The sequence below is a fragment of the Niabella sp. genome, assembly GCF_030150205.1.
In the GTDB taxonomy this organism is placed as follows: Bacteria; Bacteroidota; Bacteroidia; order Chitinophagales; family Chitinophagaceae; genus Niabella.
Genome location: NZ_JASLGT010000031.1, coordinates 16,341 through 35,586, shown reverse-complemented (window position 1 = coordinate 35,586; position 19,246 = coordinate 16,341). Strand labels below are relative to the sequence as shown.

The following is a 19,246-nucleotide window of genomic DNA, read 5'->3' as shown; positions in this document are numbered from 1 at the left end:
TTATGCTACGTTTTGAACCCGTGGTTTTAACAGCCATAACTGCATCAGCACGGCCATCAATACGATGCCGCCCAGCACGGCGAACCCCGAACCCAATGTTCCGTTATCGGTAAACCGTCCCAGCAGTTGTGTTACAGCCGCTCCGGCAAACACCCCCGTCATGTTCATAAACCCATAGGCGGTAGCCCGGAGTTTTGACGGCACAAACTGACAGAGTATCGGCATATTGTTGGCATCGAAGATTCCAAACCCCACTCCAAAACAAATAGCCGCGCCCAGCACGGTAACCAGGCTTTGCCCCATGCCTAAAAACAGCAATGCCGGTATGGTAAGCCCCAACCCGATGGCACTGGTATACACACGCCCGCGGAGGTTCTTTTGCACCCAGCGGTCGGAAAGGATGCCCCCTAAGAGCACACCGGCAAAGGAAGATGCGGCAATGGTAATGGTCGACATCGGGCCAGCCTGTGCCATGGGCACATGAAGTGCCTCTGCAAATAAGGTGGGCAGCCAGTTCTTTGTGGCCCATCCCGGAAGGCTTGGCGCCGCAAAGCAAAACAGGATCACCCAAAAGGCCATTGTGGAAAAAAGCGATACCAGGCCGTTAACCAGGGGTATTTTTTCCGGTTTTGCTGCCACCGGCGCTACATTTTTTCCTGAATCTTTTAAAAACAGCATCAGCACAAATGCGTATACAATACCGGTGATGCCAAACCAGTGAAATGCTGTGTGCCAGGAATACGTGGCGGCCACTGTAGCCCCAAATCCGCCCAGCGCCTGGCCCGCATACAAGCCAGTCATATGAATGCCTATGGCCAGCGACCGGGTTCTACCGGTATGATAATCGGTGATAAGGGCAAGGCCCGCCGGCAGGTATAATGCCTCGCTAACGCCCATCAGGGCCCGTAGCCAAAGCAGCTGGTTAAAGCTGGTCGTCATTCCCATTCCATAGGTAACGGCAGACCATACCAGCAGGCTGCCCACGATCAGCCATTTGCGGCTGATACGGTCGGCAACAGCGCCGGCTACCGGACTGGTAAACCCATAGATATACAGGAAGATCGCCATCAGGAACCCAAAGCTCCGGGCGGATTGCAGCTCCGCTATATCGCCCTGCATCGCCTCCCGCATTGTACTCAGCATTTGCCGGTCCATATAATTAAGCAAGGCTACGCCCCATAAAAGCGCCACTACCACCCATGCATAGGATGCAGACCGTTTGTTGGGAGCTGTTGTATTTGTTGTCATCATTTTCGGATGGTTGCTTCAAGAATGAACGGACTGCGCACGCCGGCTTTTATTTCTCCGGAAGGAAGCCATACCCGGTTGCCGCTCTTTACCGCGGTTGTAGTTACCGGTATATTACCCGGAATGCTTCCGGCAGCCGCCCACCGGTCGTCTTTAATATCATACAGCAGGATTTCATTACTAAAGCCCGGGTGGGTTTCCTGCACCCGGTTCTTCTCTTTGATCAATGCCTGTTTGGTTGCCGGGTCCTGCTCTTGTTCTATAGCACTGATCAATAATTCTGTTTTGTGAAAAACGGTGCCTTTATCCCCGCCAAATAACGCAATATACCGGTTTTTAATAACGGCACCGGTTCCGGCGCTTAAGGCATAGGGCAGGTTTTTCTTTGCCGTCCAGCGCCCGCCAGCGATATCATATTCAAACAGGTCCTTATAAAGGGTGCTGATGCCGTTTTGCATTTTCCTTCTGCCGCCGGCCAGGAAGATTTTCCCATCCTCCGGCAGCGCTACCAGTACGGCGTGCGATGCCGGGTGCGGAATATCCGGCAGTGCCTGCCAGCCTTTGAGGGTATCTTCCAGATCCAGCCTGAAAAACCGGGAAGACACAGCGTTTCCGGTTTCCCCGCCTGCCACGTAAATATGGTTTCCGACTGCTGTAGCGGCGGCATTGGTAAGCGCCAGCGGCAACGCCGGCAATGCGGTACATACGGGAACGTCTTTATCAAATTGAGTACGCAGCACCTGGCTGAGCGGGCCTTTATCCGTTTCGCCGCCTGCACAAATAATACCGGAGGGCGTATTGCAATTGGCGCTGTAAGCAACCGCATAAGGCAGGCTGAACGTCCTGAAGATAGGCACTTTTTCGTTGATATCAGTAACATAGGCCTGGCTGTAATATTGTTTTTTACCTCCCGTCCAGGGCATGCCGCCCGGGAAATTGGCACCGCCTCCGATCAATAACCGGTTGCCCTGGATGCCCGTAACCGGGCCGGCATATCCCAACGAAGCAGTCCCCTCTGAAGAGGGAAGTACGGCAAACTGTTTCCATTGAAATACCGTTTTGTGGTTGTGCGGGGGATGACAGGCCACCCATTGCATGCTCATAATGAATAGAAAATAATACAGATATCGGAATTTTATACACATGTCCTGAACGGATTCAATCTACCGGCTGCCGGGAACGGAATGATTCAAACCCGATGCCGGCCACTTCCTGTTTAAAGGCCTCAAACGCCGCAGCATTCAAATTCAGTACCGGCAACCGGAATGCGCCGCAATCCATACCCACCAGCTTCATATAGGCCTTCCCGGTAGCGATGCCGCCGTATTTGCCCAGGAGCCGGATCATTTCGACAGACCGGTACTGAAGATCTTTTGCCGTTTGCAATGCTCCTTCCTTAAACGCATCGATCAATGCATGATACAAAGGTGCAGCATAATTGTATGTGCTGCCCACAGCGCCAAAACTTCCCAAGGCCAATGCGGAAAGCATGTTTTCGTCACGCCCCCAAAGCATATCATACCGGCCGCCGTCTACATACATACAGGAAAGAAAATCCATAAAGTCTTCATGCGTGTATTTAATACCGGCAAAGTTTGGAATGGAGCCGTCGACTGCCTTTAGCAGATCATACATGCTGACCGGGCAGCCGGTCAGCACCGGGATGTGGTAATAATAAAAGGCCGTCTGGGGTGCCGCTGCAGCAACCTCCCTGCAACATTCGGCAAGGGCGGCCGCCGTAAAGGGCTTAAAATAATAGGGAGCCGTAAAGGAAACCGCGTACAACCCAACATGGGCGGTATGTTCGGCCATTTCCACACAGTCGCGCAGTGAAGTACCGCCTACAAGATTGATGACCTTAAACGCATCATCACCACGGGTAGCTTCACCCCAGGCCTCGGCTACCCTCTTTTTTTCTTCCTTCGTTTGAGAAGCCCCCTCACCTGTAGATCCATTGATAAAAGCACCGATCACGTTGTTGTGTTTTAAAAAGCGGTAGTACGCGGGGATCATTTCCAGGTTAAGGCGGCCATCCGGATGCATCGGTGTAAAAGGTGCGGCAATGAGGCCGGTCAGTTTTTTATAAATCATAAATTTCAGATATACTGTTGGATGAAAACATTTTTTTCATACTCACGGGCTGCCAGCTGTTATTGCCCTGCGAATGGATTAGTACCCTGGTGTTTGATTTAACAGGGGGTCGTTATTCATCATCGATTGAGAAATGGGCAGCAATAATTTGGCCACCGTGGATGGAGAAAGATACGCCGGTTTAATAGCGGCGTACACATAGGTATCGCCGGCCCTTCTTAAGGCCCACCAGCGTTTACCTTCACTAATATATTCCCGCAGGTATTCTTCCAGAATGGCGTTCATATTATCGGAAACGGATCCGTTGCTAAAAACCGGTGCCGCCGCGCCGTAGGCCCTGGTCCGGATCTGGTTGATCTCTGAAGACGGATCTTCACCCAATTTGGTTTTTGCCTCGGCCATCAGCAGTAATATGTCGGCATAGCGGAAGATGGGATAATCATTATTATACACCTGCGTTGTACCGGAAGTGGTACCAATAAACTTGGTCAGCATCACCCCCCTTGTGGCAAAGGGTGCAGCGGCCGCATACATCACTTTGAAGGAATAGGGAATGCGCTGGTCTGCGGCATTGGCCGTTAGCTTATCGATGGTTGCCTGAGACATACCCACCCGGTTGGCGCCCCCTACATACGGATACACGGATGAAACCGTGGGGGTAGCGGCTTTGGCAAAGGAAAGGCCGGAAGCCTGGATATTGTTTACCAGAAAGTTACCAAAAGTACCCTGCGTGGCCTGCCCCAGTTCATAATTCACCGCAAAAATGATTTCCGGGTTATTGCTCTTTTTTGTAGGGTCAAAAACATCGGCATAATTGGCTTGTAATTTTAAGGTACTGCCCTGCAGGCTCATGATTTCCTGCAACGCGGTTTTGGCTGTAGTAAAATCTGCGTTGCCGCCGCCCAGGTGGGTACCGGACCACAGGTACACATCTCCTTTTAATGCCAGTGATGCCACGCGGTTCCAGAAAACGCGGTTGCCGGCGGAAAAGGTATTGCTGCTTCCAAATAATTGCAGCGATTTTTCGATATCACTTTTAATCTGCAGCATTACCGAATCCGGCGTGCTCCTGGCCTTATAGGTTTCTGCTGCGTTGTTAATGGTCACAACCGGCGCAGTAGAAACCGGTACACCACCCCATGTTTTCAGCATCGTATAATAGATATATGCCCGCAGGCCGTACATCTCGGCCAGTTCCCGCTGGCTGGTAACCGCATCCACCGGACTTTTGGGAAGCACGTCTATAACATTATTAATATTATAGATCAGGTTGTAAAAGCCGCCCCAGTTCGCATACGGTACATTCAGCGCGCTGATATTATGCGTATATAGTTGCTGAGCGGTTCCATCTACTGATTCTGTAAAAATACCATCGGCCCATATATCCGAACGCATTTCGCCCAGGTTAAAAAACGTACCCACGTTGGAACGGAACAACGCATAGGCTCCGGCATACAGGGTTTGCGTGGCTCCGGCATCCGTTAGTGCCAGTGATTTACTGATACGGTCCTGCGGTATCACTTCGTTGAGCTGCTGCCTGCACGATAGGGCGGTTAGGGTAATCCCAGCCAAGCCAATTATGAAAGAGAATTGATTCGATCTCATTATGGTAAAGTTTATATGTAGTTAAAAAGTGATCTGTGCTCCAAATGTCAGGCGCCTGGGCAATGGATAACGGCCATTGTCAAACCCACCTACCTCCGGGAAAATTCCACTGTACTTTGTGAGGTACACCAGGTTAGAACCCGTTACGGATAAGTTAAGTCCCTTTATTTTATTTTTGAGAAGGGTTGCCAGCAGTTCCCGGGTAAGGCTGTAGCTCAACGTCATTTCTCTTAACATCAGGTAATCGCCTTTTTCCCAAAGATTGGCCGGGGGATTATTGCCCGATGCGTCGGTAGCAAAATTCCGGCCCTGGTTGGCCCAATAAAACATGGGCAGCGATGCATCCGGATGATCGGGTGTCCATGTATCCAGTACCTCTTTTGTGCTGTTTTGCGAACCCTGTACCTGGCTTAAGCCTCTCAGCTTATTATTGTTCAGGATCACAAAGCCGTACGCGTAATCAAATGCCGTGTATAGACGGAACCCTTTAAAGCCGGCATTTAAAAAGAAGCTGCCCGATGCTTTTGGAGTGGTGCGGCCCACAAAAACATACTGCCTCGAATCGATGGTATCGTTTTTATTTACCTGGTACCAGCGGGCGTCGCCCAGTTGTTTAAATTTTTTGTTGTCGCCCGTATAAGGGAGGAAGGCATTGTACACGCTGGCGTCTGCAGTAAGCATATCCTGCGTAGTGTAAATACCGGACCATTTGGGTGCCCATACTTCATCATATCCCACACGCTGTCCTTCGATCAAACCATTTACCTGCATTAACTGGCCGGGATTGGCCGGATCCCATACCTGGATGGTACCCTGCCGGTTTCCGGGAAGGCCGTTGTAAGGAAGTTTAACCGCATAGCTTTTAACGGTTGAATACGTAGCACCAACATCAAGGCTGAACCCACTTTCTTTTTCCGGAACGATTACTTTTGCATTCAGGGAAAACTCCCAGCCCCTGTTCTGTAATTGTGATAAGTTGGTCGTATAACTTGTAAAACCGGTCTGCGCTGAAATAGGCAAACTGGCCAGCTTGTCAAACACATTCCGGATAAAATAATCGCCGATAACGGTAATGCGATCCCTGAAGAAGCCGAGGTCTGCACCAAAGTTCAGCGAATTGGTCCGCTCCCATCTCAGATCCGGGTTGATATAACTTGGTGCGTAGGTGCCTCCGAGACCGTTGTAAACGCCTGCATTGGCGTACACCTGTGCCGTAGGAAAATAATTGGTACCAAAATATTGCAGGTTCCCGTTTTCGCCGTAGCTGATGCGGGGTTTTACCGTACTGATATATTTTGACAGTTTGCTGTTTTTATAAAAGTCTTCGTTATGCAGGTTCCATCCGGCCGAGGCTCCGGGAAACAGGCCGTAATAGTTTACCGGATCAAGCCGGCTCGATCCGTCTAAGCGAAGGATACCCGTAAAGAAATATTTGCCCCGGTAAGCGTAGTTCAGTTTACCAATGGCAGAAGCCAGCCGCTCCCAGGAAGGAAAATTAGAGGAGGCTACCGAAGGGTTTACAATTACACCATTCACCACTGCCGGCGGCGTAGCGGCTGTAAGCCAGGGGATGATATCCGTGGGCGCGCCCGACGCCGAACCGGAGAAGGTATAACGTTTGTAATCCGAAAACTCCCCGCCTGCCATAAAGCTGATATTGTGATTGTTGATGTTTTTATCGAACTGTAAAAAGGCGTTATAGGTATACTGGATATCCCGGTAATTGCTGAAGGAGGCCGACCGGGTCGTGTTCAGCGAACCACCGTTTCCCTGCTGGTATGCCTTGGTAAAATAATTATTATTCTGGTAAAGCATATAGCCCGATCCGTTGGCAACAAATTTCAGGAACGGAAGCAGGGTATATTCAATATTCAGGCTTCCCATAAACCGTTGCTGGTTGGTACTGTTAATATATAAATTGCCCCAGTATTGCGGATTACCTAATGAAACGTCGTTGGGACCCGGCAGTATCACACCCGAAGTATCGTTATAATAACGCACGGTTGGTGCCACCCCTAAAAAGCGTTGCATCAGCCCCCCGGTAGCACCGGTGGAGCCAGCAACGCCCGGTTCTGAATAAGGTACTCCCTGGTCAATATTATACGCAGATGTATTTAACGCCACTTTCAGGTTCTTGCCAATATTCAGCGAACCATTAAAGTTCATGTTGATCCGTTTCAGCCATGATCCGATGATCACCCCATTGTCCTTAACCGCATTCAGGTTGAGTGCAAACGCTCCCTGATCATTCCCCCCCGAAAAGCCCAGGGAATGTTCAGTGGTATTGGTGCGCTGCATCAGCATGGCCTCGCGCTCCTGTGTAGCTATTTCACGGTATAAAATACTGTCCATTACTGCTGGTGAAAACGGGTTCCGGTCAACCAGCAATTTCCAGTTAGGATCCGTAAGGTATTTCCGGTTCGCATTGGTAACCAGCTGGGTGGTATAAAGGCCTACAGGCGACGTATTGGCAGCACCAAGCGCCCAACCCCATGCACCCGTAAGCTGGCCCTTATCCCCGGTAACGCCCGTACCGGTCAATGAATCTGCTATATACCGGGCGCGCAATCCCTGCCGGTTCATCCGGATATAATCTGCCGCACTTAGATAATCGCCGGCAATACTTCTGGGATCATTAATGGTTTGCCGGATGGAGTATTGCGCCTGGGTTCTTCCCTTCTTGCCCTTTTTTGTGGTAATCAGTACCACGCCGTTAGCGGCGCGCGCTCCGTATATAGCTGTGGAAGCGGCATCTTTCAATACGTCCATCGATTCTATATCATTCATATCTAACCCGTACAGACTGGGTAGCACCACACCGTCTACCACTACCAGCGGATCACCGGTTCCGTCAAAACCGGTTCCGCCTCTAAAAACGATCCTTGGTGAGGAGCCCGGTTGTCCGGTTGTTTGCTGTACCAGCAGCCCCGGCACCGTGCCCTGCAATGCTGTGGCAACATTGGTACTGGGATTGTGCTCAAGTGCCAGCGGATTTACTTTTGACGCAGCTCCGTTAAAATCCCTTCTTTTTTGTGTGCCATAACCAACCACAATGACTTCATCCATTTTGGAACTGTTTTGGGCCGATAAGGTGATGGAAATCGTTGTTTGGCCGCCCAATGTAACCTGTTTGGAATCGTAGCCCGTATACGATACCAGGAGCACATCACCTGTTCCGGCAGTAATCGAGAAAGCGCCTTCATCATTCGCAACCACTGTAGTGGTTTTGCCTTTAATAGCAATGGTGGCCCCGGCCAGTGCAGTGCCGGTTGTTTCATCGCGCACCAGGCCGGTCACCGTCCTTACCTGTGCCAACCCCGGCAAGGCAAATAAAAAAAGCAGGATAAGCAGGCTACATTTTGAGCAGATTTGCTGCATAACAGACAATTTATCGTTTTTAGGATTATGTATAACATAATAAAATTAGGAACAAATTTCAGATTTCCAAATTTTTTAAAAAAAATTCCCTGGTATACGCCTAAATAATTTACTTTACGGCATTATTATTACAATGGAACGTTTATTCACCGCAATAGAAAACCGGAGCCTTGTTGACAAGGTGGAAGCCAACCTGATCGAATTATTACATCAACGTAAACTAAAAGTAGGCGACAGTATTCCAAAGGAGCTGGAGCTATCCACCACACTTGGCGTAAGCCGTACCGTTATCAGGGAAGCGCTTATGCGGCTTCGTCTGATGGGGCTTATCGAAAGCCGGAAAAAGAAGGGCGCCGTAATCACGAACCCCGATATTTTCGGAACCCTGGCAAAAAGTATGAACCCCTATGTGCTCAGTAACGATACATTAAAGGAGATCTTTGAGATACGCCTGGTACTGGAGATCGGGATGGCCGACCTGTTATTCAGACATATTACGGCAGACGATATAAAAGAATTGAAACAAATCGTAAAGAACGAACCTGCGGCGGCCCGCAACCGGATGTTTGAAGCCTCTTATGAAATTGCTTTTCATGGAAAGCTCTACCAGATCAGTCACAATGAAACCCTCATGAAATTTCAAAAATTGCTGTTCCCGGTCTTCGATTATGTTGAAAAAAGTTCGTTGTTGGCCCCGGTACTGAATCCCAAAAAATTTGTTTCGCATAAACAGTTGGTCAGCATCCTGGAAAATGGAACACCGGAGGCATTCCGGAACGGGATGCGCAATCATCTTGAAAACCATTTTATACGGCTCAGTCTTGACGAAAACCTTCCGGCAGCAACGAAGCGCGATTGACCTTACCGGGCGCCTGCGCTGATTCTGAAATCTGGTTTGCCGTTCCTTATAGCGGCAACGATCTCCCCACTTGGGGCTTTATATAAAACGCAAGAACGCCAGGTTTTTCGCAATGTTCGCAAAGGGTTATAGCGCCCCTTGCAGTAAAATATGAACGGCTAAAACGCCGGACGCATACCGCTCTGCAGGTATCTTACAGCGGTATAGGCTCATTTATTATAAAATTGATAACATAAAGCAGGAAACTTGTAAAACACCCGGGAAAAGGATTGCCTACCTTTGTGAGTAGTAACCTCGCATGCGCGTATTACCTAAACTAACCATTTATGACAAAAGATGAATTTTTAACCGCCAACAGGGTGGATCAATTAAAGGCGATCAAGACAGCTAAAGTTATTTGGGAACGAAAAGAGGAGCATCATATAATGACGCTTTATAAGCTATCCGATCTCTACATACAGGCCTCTGTTTCCAAAGAAGAACAGACCATCCGGTTCGACTGCTTCGGGGTATTGAAAAATACACAAAAGATCCGGTAGAAGATCGCAGGGCGGACGTAGCAGCCAACCGGTATTCATTTAAAAATCGCGTTGACGATACAGCGAGCCGGTTATTATTGGAGCAAACGCAGCGCTGTTTACGACCTGTTTGATAAAAATGAAAGTCCCCCAAAGAAAAGGGAGACTTCGATTGGACCAATGCTGGCTATTATTCAAAAAACTGCAACTGATGCCTGCAAAACTACCATCAAAAGCGCCCTGTTTTGTTTCGAAATTTTTGCTGTCTGTTATATAAATTATCAATATTGGCCGGGGTCGGTCCTGCAGGCGCTTAACAAAGCGCCGCTCAGCAATCGCTGTACCGGAAATCTGAATTGCACCCGGTAAAGTTCCAAGGCGATGATAAGAGGATCAGGCAGAATGGCGGCAGATACCGTTATAACTCCCGGTATTCCGTAGGCGAAAAGCCGCTTTTTTTCCGGAAAAATGCAGAAAAACCAGACATTTTTTCAAAGCCAAGATCAAAGGTGATTTCCTTTACGGATTTTTCTGAAAACCGTAACTGGTTCTTGGCTTCCTGCATGATCCGCTGATGGATCATATCGGTGGCGGTTATATTCAGGTGTCTTCTGCATAGCATATTTAAGTAGTTGGGGGTTATAGCCAGCCGGGCCGCATACCATTTTGGAATGCGTTGCTCCGAATAATGCTGATTGATCAGGTTCCAGAATTTTTTAACCGTGGGACTTGAGTTGGCTAACAAGGTATCCCGGATATACTGCTCTGCCTCCCGTTTCATCATCGATGCCAGCAGGTCCATACGGATCTGTATGATCTTTTTCCAGGACGCATCCTCATTCAGTACTTCAAGATCCCTCCTGATACTTTCCATTTCGGTATTTACCGAATGGAAGATGGTATCCGAAAGCTTGAAAACCGGTTTCAGATTATGCCGTATAAAGTGAAAGGCTTCCATACTTGAAAACGACTCAAAGATCCTTCTCCCTACCACCACCTTATGCGCCACCGTTTCGGGTCCGGTTACCCAATGATGTTGTTGCCCGGGAAATAAAAAATGCAGCTGGTTTTTCCCAATCGGAAATGCTTTATCATCTACATAATGAATACCGCTTCCTTCTTTAAAAAGCACTACCAAAAAATAGGTGCATTTGATCGTCTTATTGTAATCCTCTGTTCCCTGTATCTGTTTATATGCAACCTGGTCATCAGCTAGTTTAACAGCCGGTTTATTTGCCTCTATCATATTTACATCATAACTTTCCTGGTTAACAAATGTTGAAACCAATACCCTTTAATAATTGAAATCAAAGCCTTCGTCTGCACTTCCTGTTCGAAAGACGAATACCGGATTCCCGTTATCAACAGATATTTTTCAAAAGTTATGCCTAAATATGCAGAGGGGCAGCATCGCCGGCATCGGACGATCTCAATGACCTGATATACAACCAGTCATATGCCTTTACTAGCGGAACCCGGGCTACACGGTATCCCATAAACATGGCGCTGCACGCCGTTTATCTTTGTACCTTGAGGTAACAACCGAAAGCCTGGCCGCAACGCGGCGGTGATCTCATGCGCCGCGCATATACCTTACTTTAATTACCGGGCGCTGCCGCGTTCCAACCCGGAAAAAATCGTCCCGATGCAAAGATTTGCCTGAATTGATCCGCAAGCCCGATCCGTTATGGACCGGTCTATTCGACCACATAAAATTCAATATTGTATTCAGTGGCACCCAGGTAGCCATATTTTCCAAAAACAACGGTCTTACTTTCTTCATTGGCATCGTCGATATGACGGTTATTGAGTAATAGTTTTTTACCGGCGTAGATGGCCTTAACCGTATATTTCCCAATAGGCACATCTTTTACCATAAACGTTCCGGCTACATCCTCAACCGGCCTTTCTAATGCAGTGGCATTGGATCCGTCAATAACACGGGTTTCTCCGGGAAAAGGGGTAAATGATAGAGTTACTTTTGTAAGGTCCACATCTGTACCAAACGGATACAGATCTACATGGGCGCCATAGTACCCCGTACCACCCGGCCGCAGGCCATTCAGTTTCCATTTAAAATTCCGCACGGCGCCGCCTGCTTTATTAAAAGCGCCGGTTTGCTCCGGCTCCAGGTCGAAGGTATAGGTTTGTCCGTAAGCCGTTCTGGTAAGCTGGGCCTTGGCCGTCCAGTCGCCTGCCGGGTCATCGGGCAACGATACCTGGTATTTTCCTTCGGTGTTGCTGGCGCCAAAGAGATAGCTGTTATACCATACGGTATGCTCAATGGTGATGCGGGCATCCTGCACCGGCATATTTTTGCTATCGGTGACCATTCCGCTGACGATGCCCTTTTTTATTCCGGGCGTTTCAGCGCTCTCTTTATCTCCTGCATTTTTGCTGCAGGCCGCTAAAACAATGCTGCCTATAAATGGCAGCGCTGCTCCGTATATCATGTATTTCATTTGTACTGTTTTTGATTCCTGGTTTTCATTATCAGGCGGCTTTTGAAAAATGAGCCTCCGCTCCGGGAATGCGACCGGATGCATCCATTCCGGGCCAAACGATCTGGTTGGAGAATATATACCTGAAATAGCAGGCCACTACGATGGCAGCAGGAATGCTGATGGAGATCCAGGTAGCCATATCCCGCGCAATGCCCTGCAGATTTTTATAGTATAACAGGAACGCGCCCAATCCAATAACAATACCGGCTACAGCCGCCAGCAAATAGCCCAGGATGCATTGCCATATCCATTTTGCCGGGGACTTCATCAATGGTTTTAATTGCAGGGCGTTGATGATACCGATGGAGAGGAACATAAACAGGATATCGAAGGGCACAAACAGGGTATAATAACCAAGCCAGAATACCCAGGGCGCCACAAACAAAAAAGGCCAGATGCCGGTCAGGGCGTTCCGTTTACCCATCCGTTGAAACAGCTTGTTCTGCATTCGCACCAAAAAAAACATAAAAACAAATAAAGACAGGGTGTGCATGATGAACTGCGGAGTTGTTAACAACCGGTCATGATCGCCGGTAAGTCCATGCGCAATAAGCGGGTGCAAAAAACCCAATGCACCGGTGTAAACGGCGATGTTGCCGGCTACCCATTTTTTTAAAAACATGTTTTTAACTGATTCCATAAATTTGTAATTGATACTGCAAAGTACCCCCCTTGTACAGGCAGGGAAAAGGGTATTTTCCGCCTTAAACGATATATTTTACACCATGGGCCTACAAGGAACGGTTATTCGGTCGATTTTTCAGACAGCAGCTTCTTTTGGAGCGGCTTTTGATACCCTTTGCCAGCAGTCTGGTGTAAGCCCGGAGGAAATCAGCGACTCCGAAAATATGGTTGAATGGGAGAAAGCCGCACTCATTTGGGTGCCCCTGTTAAAATTATCGGGTGATCCGTTGATCGGCCTGCGTATTGGTATGAGCGCAGACAAACCGCTTCATGGAATGCTTGGCTTTTTAATCCGCAGCTGTAAAGACATTGACCAGGCACTTGACATGTTCAGCCGGTATGGTCATATGTCATCACCCATGGTTGAATACCGGTATACCGTTAAGGATGTGGCGGTCCTTGAGATTACACAGAACAAGCTATGGCTGATGAAACATCCCGAACCCGCAAGACATGCGAATGATTTTTTATTGGCCGCAATTGTCAATACCTGCAGCGCATTATCAGGGAAGCACATTATTCCGCTAAGGGTTGAACTGGCCTTTGAAATGCGGGAAATTTCTGTATACCGGAAATTTTACGGTTGTGAGGTTCTTTTCAATAAGGAGATCAACCGTATTGTTTTTAGCAAGAAAGATATATCGACTGCGATCCTTACCAGTGATCAATCCATGTTCCAGTTGTTTAACTCCATTGTTGCAGATAAGCAGGCGCTGATGACAACCAATAGTACCGTCGAAAACTTAAAACAAGTACTATTTATGCAGTTCAAGGGCAGAATACCCACCATTGAAGAAGCGGCTTCCGCATTGAATATGACGCCCCGGCATCTGCAACGTAAGCTTTTTCAGGAACAAACAACCTTCCGGGATATTGCGGGAACCATAAGAAAAGAAATTGCCTTCCAGTTAATGCAAAACCCTGCTATAAAAATATCTGAGATCTCCGACATCCTGGGCTATTCCGAACTTACAGCATTCAGAAAGGCCTTTAAATCCTGGACAAATGCCACGCCGCGGGCAATCAGGAAAGGACAAGCTTAACGCACGTACACCTGCCAGGAGCGATTCCGTTATCATTCTGATCCGCACCGGCCCCACCACCCAAATTTATTGTCAGCATCGTTCCGGTGTATGCTTATTTCTTTCTTTTAAATTACCAAATCCGGATCTGTCATTTTTCCAACTTTGATTTTTGTGCCCATACTAAAACATAGCAAGAAGCGGATTGTTTGCTTATATAAAGCGTTGCAACTTCGCGGTATTAAAATTTTATACCGATGGGAAAATTAAAAAACAAAGTGGCATTGGTCTTGCTACCGCAGAGGAATTTATTCAGGAAGGCGCTACGGTTATTATTACCGGCAGGAATCAGCAGCGCATCGATGCTGTTACGGCCATGCTTGGCAGCAATTGCCACGGCATTGTTTGTGATCATGGAAACCTCGCCCATATCTTTCAATTGGCAACAGCAATAGGTGATATAACGCCGCAGCTTGATATTGTTTTTGCGAATGCCGGTTACGGGAAATTTGCACCCGTAGATGCAGTAAATGAGGAACTATTCAATGAACTTTTTAATGTGCTGGCAAAGGGTACTTTTTTCACGGTACAACAAGCCTTACCGATGATGAAACCAGGAAGTACGATTATTTTTAACACGTCCGTAGTAACTGGTTATGGCAGTCAAAATGCCAGTATTTATTCTGCAGCCAAGGCTGCCGTTCAATCCTTTTCAAAGACATTTGCCGCAGAACTGATATCCAGGAACATCCGGGTTAACGCCGTAAGCCCCGGGTACACTGCCACAGATGGTTTTAACAAGACCGGCATGTCTGCAGAACAGATTGCCGGAGCAAAGGCCTACATTACCACCCAGCTTCCATACAAACGGTTTGCGGAAGCTGCTGAAGTTGCCAAAGCAGTAACGTTCCTCGCATCCGGCGATTCGTCCTATGTGCATGGTGCCGAAATTGTGATAGATGGCGGATACGCAACAATCCGGTAAACCATCACCCTTCTATAATTCCCGGAGCGCAACAGGCAACGATGCCATGTTCGCCCCGGGAACTTTTGTTATACAGGGGCATCAGGCAAACGGCTCCGCATCATTTCTGCACGTATATTTCCGGAGCAATATTGCCAAACAGGGATCGTTTATATTCAGGGTCGCCCGCTGCAAACCTGTTGTTATTTTGCATTACGCAAATAGATATTCCCAAATTTGGAGCTTAATTCATACATCGGCCCATTACCCGGATTTGCGGTAATGGAAGTATAGAAGGATCGTTCTTCTTTCTCAACCGGTTTCAGATTAAAATCGGAGTAGATCTTTCCGAAATGGTTTGTCAGTTTAATTTTTCCAACATGCGACTCTTTTAAGCCGGCATCAATTTTTCCGAACTCTGTTTGCACCGTCAATGGGCCGGCATAGTTCTTTACTTCCACCAATCCAAACTTAGACTGCACTTTTATATAGTCCTTTACAGGCAGCATCACTTCAATTGCAATATCAGTACTGTTCGTGCTATAAGAGCTGATCTTTTCATTTTTATGTGCCTCCCTGTAGTTTTCATAATCCGCTTTGCTTTCAAAACGCTTCTTTACGCCATCCGTCTCTACATAGTATTGCTGGTCAATATGTTTAAAATCAATCGTATCACTGATAACCAATTTCCCGTTTACGGATTGATCCAACAATTCAAACCGGTCATTCTGCTTATTGTCGTTGATATTGACCGTTGCTTTTACATAAATTTCATCCTTGTTCCAGCTACTGATTTTTACCTTCGGAAAATCGAACTTTAATAATACCGGCTGATCTTTAGAAGTTTTATATGTTTTTTCAATAATTCTTTGTGCAAACAAAAGCTCCGTAATACCTGTTAACAGCAGGCAAAGCAATACCTTTTTCATAGCGATATGAATTTAAAACGGAAGAAATAAATAAAAAACGTAAATCGTTTATGCTGCGATCAGATCCTGTTTAATTTTTACGCAGGTATATTTTACCATAGCTGGTTTTCAAAATCAAATCCAGGCCACCGCCATTAAGGGTTCCGATGATATCTGAAGACCGGCTCCATTCTTTTAGTCCGGTAAGATCCTCGCCATCACTGTTCTTTTGGTCCTTTGGCGTTTCTCTTTTTATATCCAGGCCATCTGCCGCATAGATATTCCCATTTTTTGAGGAGAGGTTAACATTGGCTTTCAGACCGGCAGGAATGGTCACATCCACAAATTTATAGACGGACACCAGGGATACCGGGCCTTTTACTGCAGCAGCAAATTTTGCATTCAGTTCTCCATAAATGGTTTTCGCATTAACGGGGCCGGTAACATTCTGCAGGGAAATACCATTGTACATGACGCTGATCTCCAACTCTCCTTTAAAATCTTTTATATCTACGGGCCTGTTACCATTCATTACCTCCGTTGTTGCCACTTTTACAGACATGGTGTTGGGCACTTTTATGGTAATACGTTCCCGGTCTATTTTGCCTACATAGTCCACATCGATAACATCACCGTTTTCCCGCACGCTTAAATTCAGGCCGGTATTGTCCGTTAAACCAGACCCGGAAACCAATTTAAGGCCTGCGGCTCTTTCATCATTGTCCTCTCTTTTCAGTTCGGGTGCAGCAAAAACAACTTCACTGCCATCGTATCCTTCCACGGTTACACCCGAAAGATTAATTTTCAATGTTCCTGTCCTTTTTGACAATTTAAACTGCCGTCCCTGCGCATTGGCCAAAGAAACAAATGCAATAGACAAAATAATGGGTACTAATATTCTTTTCATCTTGGTATCTTGTTTTTTTAAAAATTGGATGCTGACCGAAGCAGTGCCGCATAGGCCTGATTGCGTACTGCGTCAATCGTTATTGGATTTTGAGTAATATCTAATAGTTTTTGTTTAACTTTTGTAGCCTGATCTGATGATAGAGAAGCCAGTAATTCCATTTGTACCACCGGATCGTCCTGCCGGGCAACCGATTGTAAGAGCAGATCCTTTACGACTGCCTGGTTCTCCTGTTTTTTTAGTACTTCCAGGGCCGCCAGGCGTACATTGCTGTTTTCGTCATTATTCATGGTGTTGGAAAGCGTTTGCAAATCATTGTTGGATAAAACCACATTTCCTTTTCCGGAGGCCAGGATTGCCGCCAGCCGGGTAGAGGAGCTTTCGTTTTGCAACGCGCTGCGCCAGTCATTCGCCGTGTTATCGGATGCTGCTATTTCTGTTTGCGCATCCATGCCGGCGTTTATATTTTTTTCCGTTGCCATTTTCCGCCGCTTCTTTATAACAGCTTTCTTTTGCTCCGGATGCGCCACACCTGCTACCATCGATGATCCGCTTGCTATGGAATCTTTTTTATCCAAAGGAATGGCTGGTGCTTCGGATGCCGGTGGGGTTGTTGCTGCGATTGGCGTTTCAATGATCTTATGCGGTTGAAAAAGCACTGCAATTCCAATGATCACAACAATGATCGCCGCAGCGGCCCACCAATATTGAAGCCGGACGACCTTTTTACGGGGTGCAGCAACAGATGGTTCCAATCCCAATTGAGCCTGGATCTTCCTGAGCACGTCTGAACCCGGCTCCTGATCGTCGAAATCATCCCTGTTTTCGGATACAAATTCTTTTAAAATATCTTTCTTCATCTTATACGATCTCTTTTTGTACGAGCGACAATATTTTCTTTTTGGCGCGATGATATTGTGTGCGCACCGTTGCATGGGAAATACCCAGCAAACCGGCGATCTCTTCCTGTGGTAATCCTTCCATCACATAAAGATTCACAATGGTCCGGAATCCCTCCGGCAGGGAGCTGATTGCTTTTTTTACTTCCTCCACCCGCATTTCAAAAAGCCCTTCGTCCTCCGCTTCCTCTTCCACAATATTTTCATGATCTTCCTCAAAAACCAGGGTACGTTTGTGCTGCCGTAAAAAGCTGATGGCCCTGTTGGCTGCAACACGCCTGGAAAAGCCACCGAAATGCTCAATCTGCCGGCCTTTCATAATCTCCTGGTAAAGCGCCACGAACACCTCCTGCAATAAATCCTCTGCCTGCGCATAATCTGCTACCAGGCGCAGGATGGTATTGAAAACCGCCTTTTTATACCGCCCATAGAGTTCGGAAAAACAATCCGCACGGCCTTGCCGGCAACGCTTCATCAGCTCCTGGTCATCTAATTTCTCCGATAATTGCAACACGTATATGCTGTTTTCCTTTTTTCCTGAACGATTTTATTTCCCGCGCTCTGTATTTAAGGCGCCGGATGCATTGAAATGTTGCATAAATTAGAAAAAAAATCAGAATTATTTTATAAAAGCCCGTTTTGCAGCTATTTAGCCTAAAAAGAGCGGTAATACACCACCGGGAGCAAAATCCGGCCACTGGTGACGGCTCCAGTGTCGACGCTATCGAATATGTATGACCAGGGATAAACCGGCAACTGGGTGTTGATGTAAATCATCCAGGAAGCCAAATAACTACAAACAATTATAAATAAATGTGTTAACTTGCATGGCAAATCCAAAATAACAGTTTATGAAAAACATTTTATTGCTGACTATGGGAATAATGATGACCAGTGTCAGCTTCGCTCAGAAACATACTGTATTGATCGGCGGGAATATTGAATTTCGGAAAGACGATAACACCCAATTTCTTACCGCCAGTTCCATAACCAAAGGCAAAAGTCATTCAACCAACCTGTCTCCCTATGTTGGTTATCAATTGGGGGAAAAGCTAACAGCCGGAGCCACCCTTTCTATTCAATCTTCCAGGCAGGAAAATACGATGGACTATTACACCGGTGGTTCTGAAATAATTACTGTCGAAACCATGTCAAAAAATAAGAGTCTGGCAATAGGACCTTTTATCAGGTACACAGAGCAACTATCCGATATTTTTTCGGTATTCGGACAACTGGAAGGCCTGTATCTGGATGGGAAAACCAACACGGCCTCACAAAGCAGGTACCCCGGAATGCAACCTCAACCTCAACCATACACTTCAGAATCATCTTCTACAGGTGTACGATTCAGATTATTCCCTGCTGTTTTCATTAATGTTAAACGAAACTTCGGGCTTAACCTGTCGTTTGGTGGTATTGAGTATCAAAAATATGGTGCAAAAGATGCAAAAAATAAACCATCGTATTTGGCTGTCAACTTTGGCAAATCTGCCAGTATTGGCATTTCGAAAAACTTTTAACGATCAGCAGCTGTTGCTAACATTGTTACCGCCGGTCCCAACGTTTTAAACAGGCACATTGCCTAATAATAAACAGGTATCAGAATTATTATAAATATTTTCAACTTCCCCTTCCTGTCAGTGGAAACATCATAGCCGT

The 19,246-nt window shown here is 47.0% G+C and carries 17 protein-coding genes; 5 read left to right on the top strand and 12 right to left on the bottom strand.

What is annotated here, in order from left to right:
- From Q1V85_RS23020 to Q1V85_RS23000, 5 genes are all read right to left on the bottom strand, one after another.
- Window positions 1-1,251 carry an MFS transporter gene (locus tag Q1V85_RS23020; protein ID WP_300603845.1) on the bottom strand — a complete coding sequence of 417 codons (1,251 nt, stop codon included), beginning with the start codon at window positions 1,249-1,251 and terminating at the stop codon, window positions 1-3.
- Window positions 1,248-2,351: a kelch repeat-containing protein gene (locus Q1V85_RS23015; protein WP_300603843.1), complete on the bottom strand. Its 1,104-nt coding sequence runs from the start codon at window positions 2,349-2,351 to the stop codon at window positions 1,248-1,250. The genes Q1V85_RS23020 and Q1V85_RS23015 overlap by 4 nt, the downstream gene beginning before the upstream one ends.
- A gap of 55 nt (window positions 2,352-2,406) precedes the next feature.
- Window positions 2,407-3,339 carry a dihydrodipicolinate synthase family protein gene (locus Q1V85_RS23010; RefSeq protein ID WP_300603840.1) on the bottom strand — a complete coding sequence of 311 codons (933 nt, stop codon included), beginning with the start codon at window positions 3,337-3,339 and terminating at the stop codon, window positions 2,407-2,409.
- 78 nt (window positions 3,340-3,417) lie between these two features.
- Window positions 3,418-4,944, bottom strand: coding sequence for a RagB/SusD family nutrient uptake outer membrane protein (locus tag Q1V85_RS23005; protein WP_300603837.1), 1,527 nt, complete (start codon window positions 4,942-4,944; stop codon window positions 3,418-3,420).
- Between the two features lie 21 nt (window positions 4,945-4,965).
- On the bottom strand, window positions 4,966-8,322 hold the full coding sequence (locus Q1V85_RS23000) for a SusC/RagA family TonB-linked outer membrane protein (RefSeq protein WP_300603834.1): 3,357 nt from the start codon (window positions 8,320-8,322) through the stop codon (window positions 4,966-4,968).
- 133 nt (window positions 8,323-8,455) lie between these two features.
- Here Q1V85_RS23000 and Q1V85_RS22995 point away from each other — a divergent pair, with 133 nt between their 5' ends.
- Window positions 8,456-9,181, top strand: coding sequence for a FadR/GntR family transcriptional regulator (locus Q1V85_RS22995; RefSeq protein WP_300603832.1), 726 nt, complete (start codon window positions 8,456-8,458; stop codon window positions 9,179-9,181).
- A 326-nt stretch (window positions 9,182-9,507) separates the two neighbouring features.
- The gene (locus tag Q1V85_RS22990; protein WP_300603830.1) at window positions 9,508-9,720 is read left to right on the top strand and encodes a hypothetical protein; all 213 of its coding nucleotides are present in this window, start codon (window positions 9,508-9,510) and stop codon (window positions 9,718-9,720) included.
- 397 nt (window positions 9,721-10,117) lie between these two features.
- Here the strand turns inward: Q1V85_RS22990 and Q1V85_RS22985 are convergent, their stop codons facing one another.
- The 3 genes from Q1V85_RS22985 to Q1V85_RS22975 form a co-directional block, all read right to left on the bottom strand.
- On the bottom strand, window positions 10,118-10,945 hold the full coding sequence (locus Q1V85_RS22985; RefSeq protein ID WP_300603827.1) for a helix-turn-helix domain-containing protein: 828 nt from the start codon (window positions 10,943-10,945) through the stop codon (window positions 10,118-10,120).
- A gap of 451 nt (window positions 10,946-11,396) precedes the next feature.
- Window positions 11,397-12,161, bottom strand: a complete 765-nt coding sequence (locus Q1V85_RS22980; protein ID WP_300603825.1) for a hypothetical protein — start codon at window positions 12,159-12,161, stop codon at window positions 11,397-11,399.
- A 31-nt stretch (window positions 12,162-12,192) separates the two neighbouring features.
- Window positions 12,193-12,843, bottom strand: coding sequence for a hypothetical protein (locus tag Q1V85_RS22975; RefSeq protein ID WP_300603822.1), 651 nt, complete (start codon window positions 12,841-12,843; stop codon window positions 12,193-12,195).
- 85 nt (window positions 12,844-12,928) lie between these two features.
- Between Q1V85_RS22975 and Q1V85_RS22970 the strand changes: the two genes are divergently transcribed.
- Window positions 12,929-13,930 carry an AraC family transcriptional regulator gene (locus Q1V85_RS22970; RefSeq protein ID WP_300603819.1) on the top strand — a complete coding sequence of 334 codons (1,002 nt, stop codon included), beginning with the start codon at window positions 12,929-12,931 and terminating at the stop codon, window positions 13,928-13,930.
- A gap of 184 nt (window positions 13,931-14,114) precedes the next feature.
- Entirely contained in the window at window positions 14,115-14,894 is a 780-nt protein-coding gene (locus Q1V85_RS22965; protein WP_300603816.1) for an SDR family oxidoreductase, read from the top strand.
- Window positions 14,895-15,076: 182 nt separating this feature from the next.
- Here the strand turns inward: Q1V85_RS22965 and Q1V85_RS22960 are convergent, their stop codons facing one another.
- The 4 genes from Q1V85_RS22960 to Q1V85_RS22945 all read right to left on the bottom strand — a co-directional run bounded on the left by Q1V85_RS22960 (window position 15,077) and on the right by Q1V85_RS22945 (window position 18,101).
- Entirely contained in the window at window positions 15,077-15,802 is a 726-nt protein-coding gene (locus Q1V85_RS22960; protein ID WP_300603814.1) for a hypothetical protein, read from the bottom strand.
- A 70-nt stretch (window positions 15,803-15,872) separates the two neighbouring features.
- Window positions 15,873-16,688 (bottom strand): hypothetical protein, encoded by an 816-nt coding sequence (locus Q1V85_RS22955; protein WP_300603811.1) that lies wholly within the window; start codon window positions 16,686-16,688, stop codon window positions 15,873-15,875.
- Window positions 16,689-16,705: 17 nt separating this feature from the next.
- The gene (locus tag Q1V85_RS22950) at window positions 16,706-17,548 is read right to left on the bottom strand and encodes a HEAT repeat domain-containing protein (RefSeq protein WP_300603808.1); all 843 of its coding nucleotides are present in this window, start codon (window positions 17,546-17,548) and stop codon (window positions 16,706-16,708) included.
- Window position 17,549: 1 nt separating this feature from the next.
- Window positions 17,550-18,101, bottom strand: a complete 552-nt coding sequence (locus Q1V85_RS22945; RefSeq protein WP_300603805.1) for a sigma-70 family RNA polymerase sigma factor — start codon at window positions 18,099-18,101, stop codon at window positions 17,550-17,552.
- Between the two features lie 337 nt (window positions 18,102-18,438).
- On the opposite strand from Q1V85_RS22945, the gene Q1V85_RS22940 reads away from it, so the two are divergent.
- Complete coding sequence (locus tag Q1V85_RS22940) at window positions 18,439-19,107, top strand: hypothetical protein (protein ID WP_300603802.1); 669 nt, start codon at window positions 18,439-18,441, stop codon at window positions 19,105-19,107.
- The last annotated feature ends 139 nt before the right edge of the window (window positions 19,108-19,246 follow it).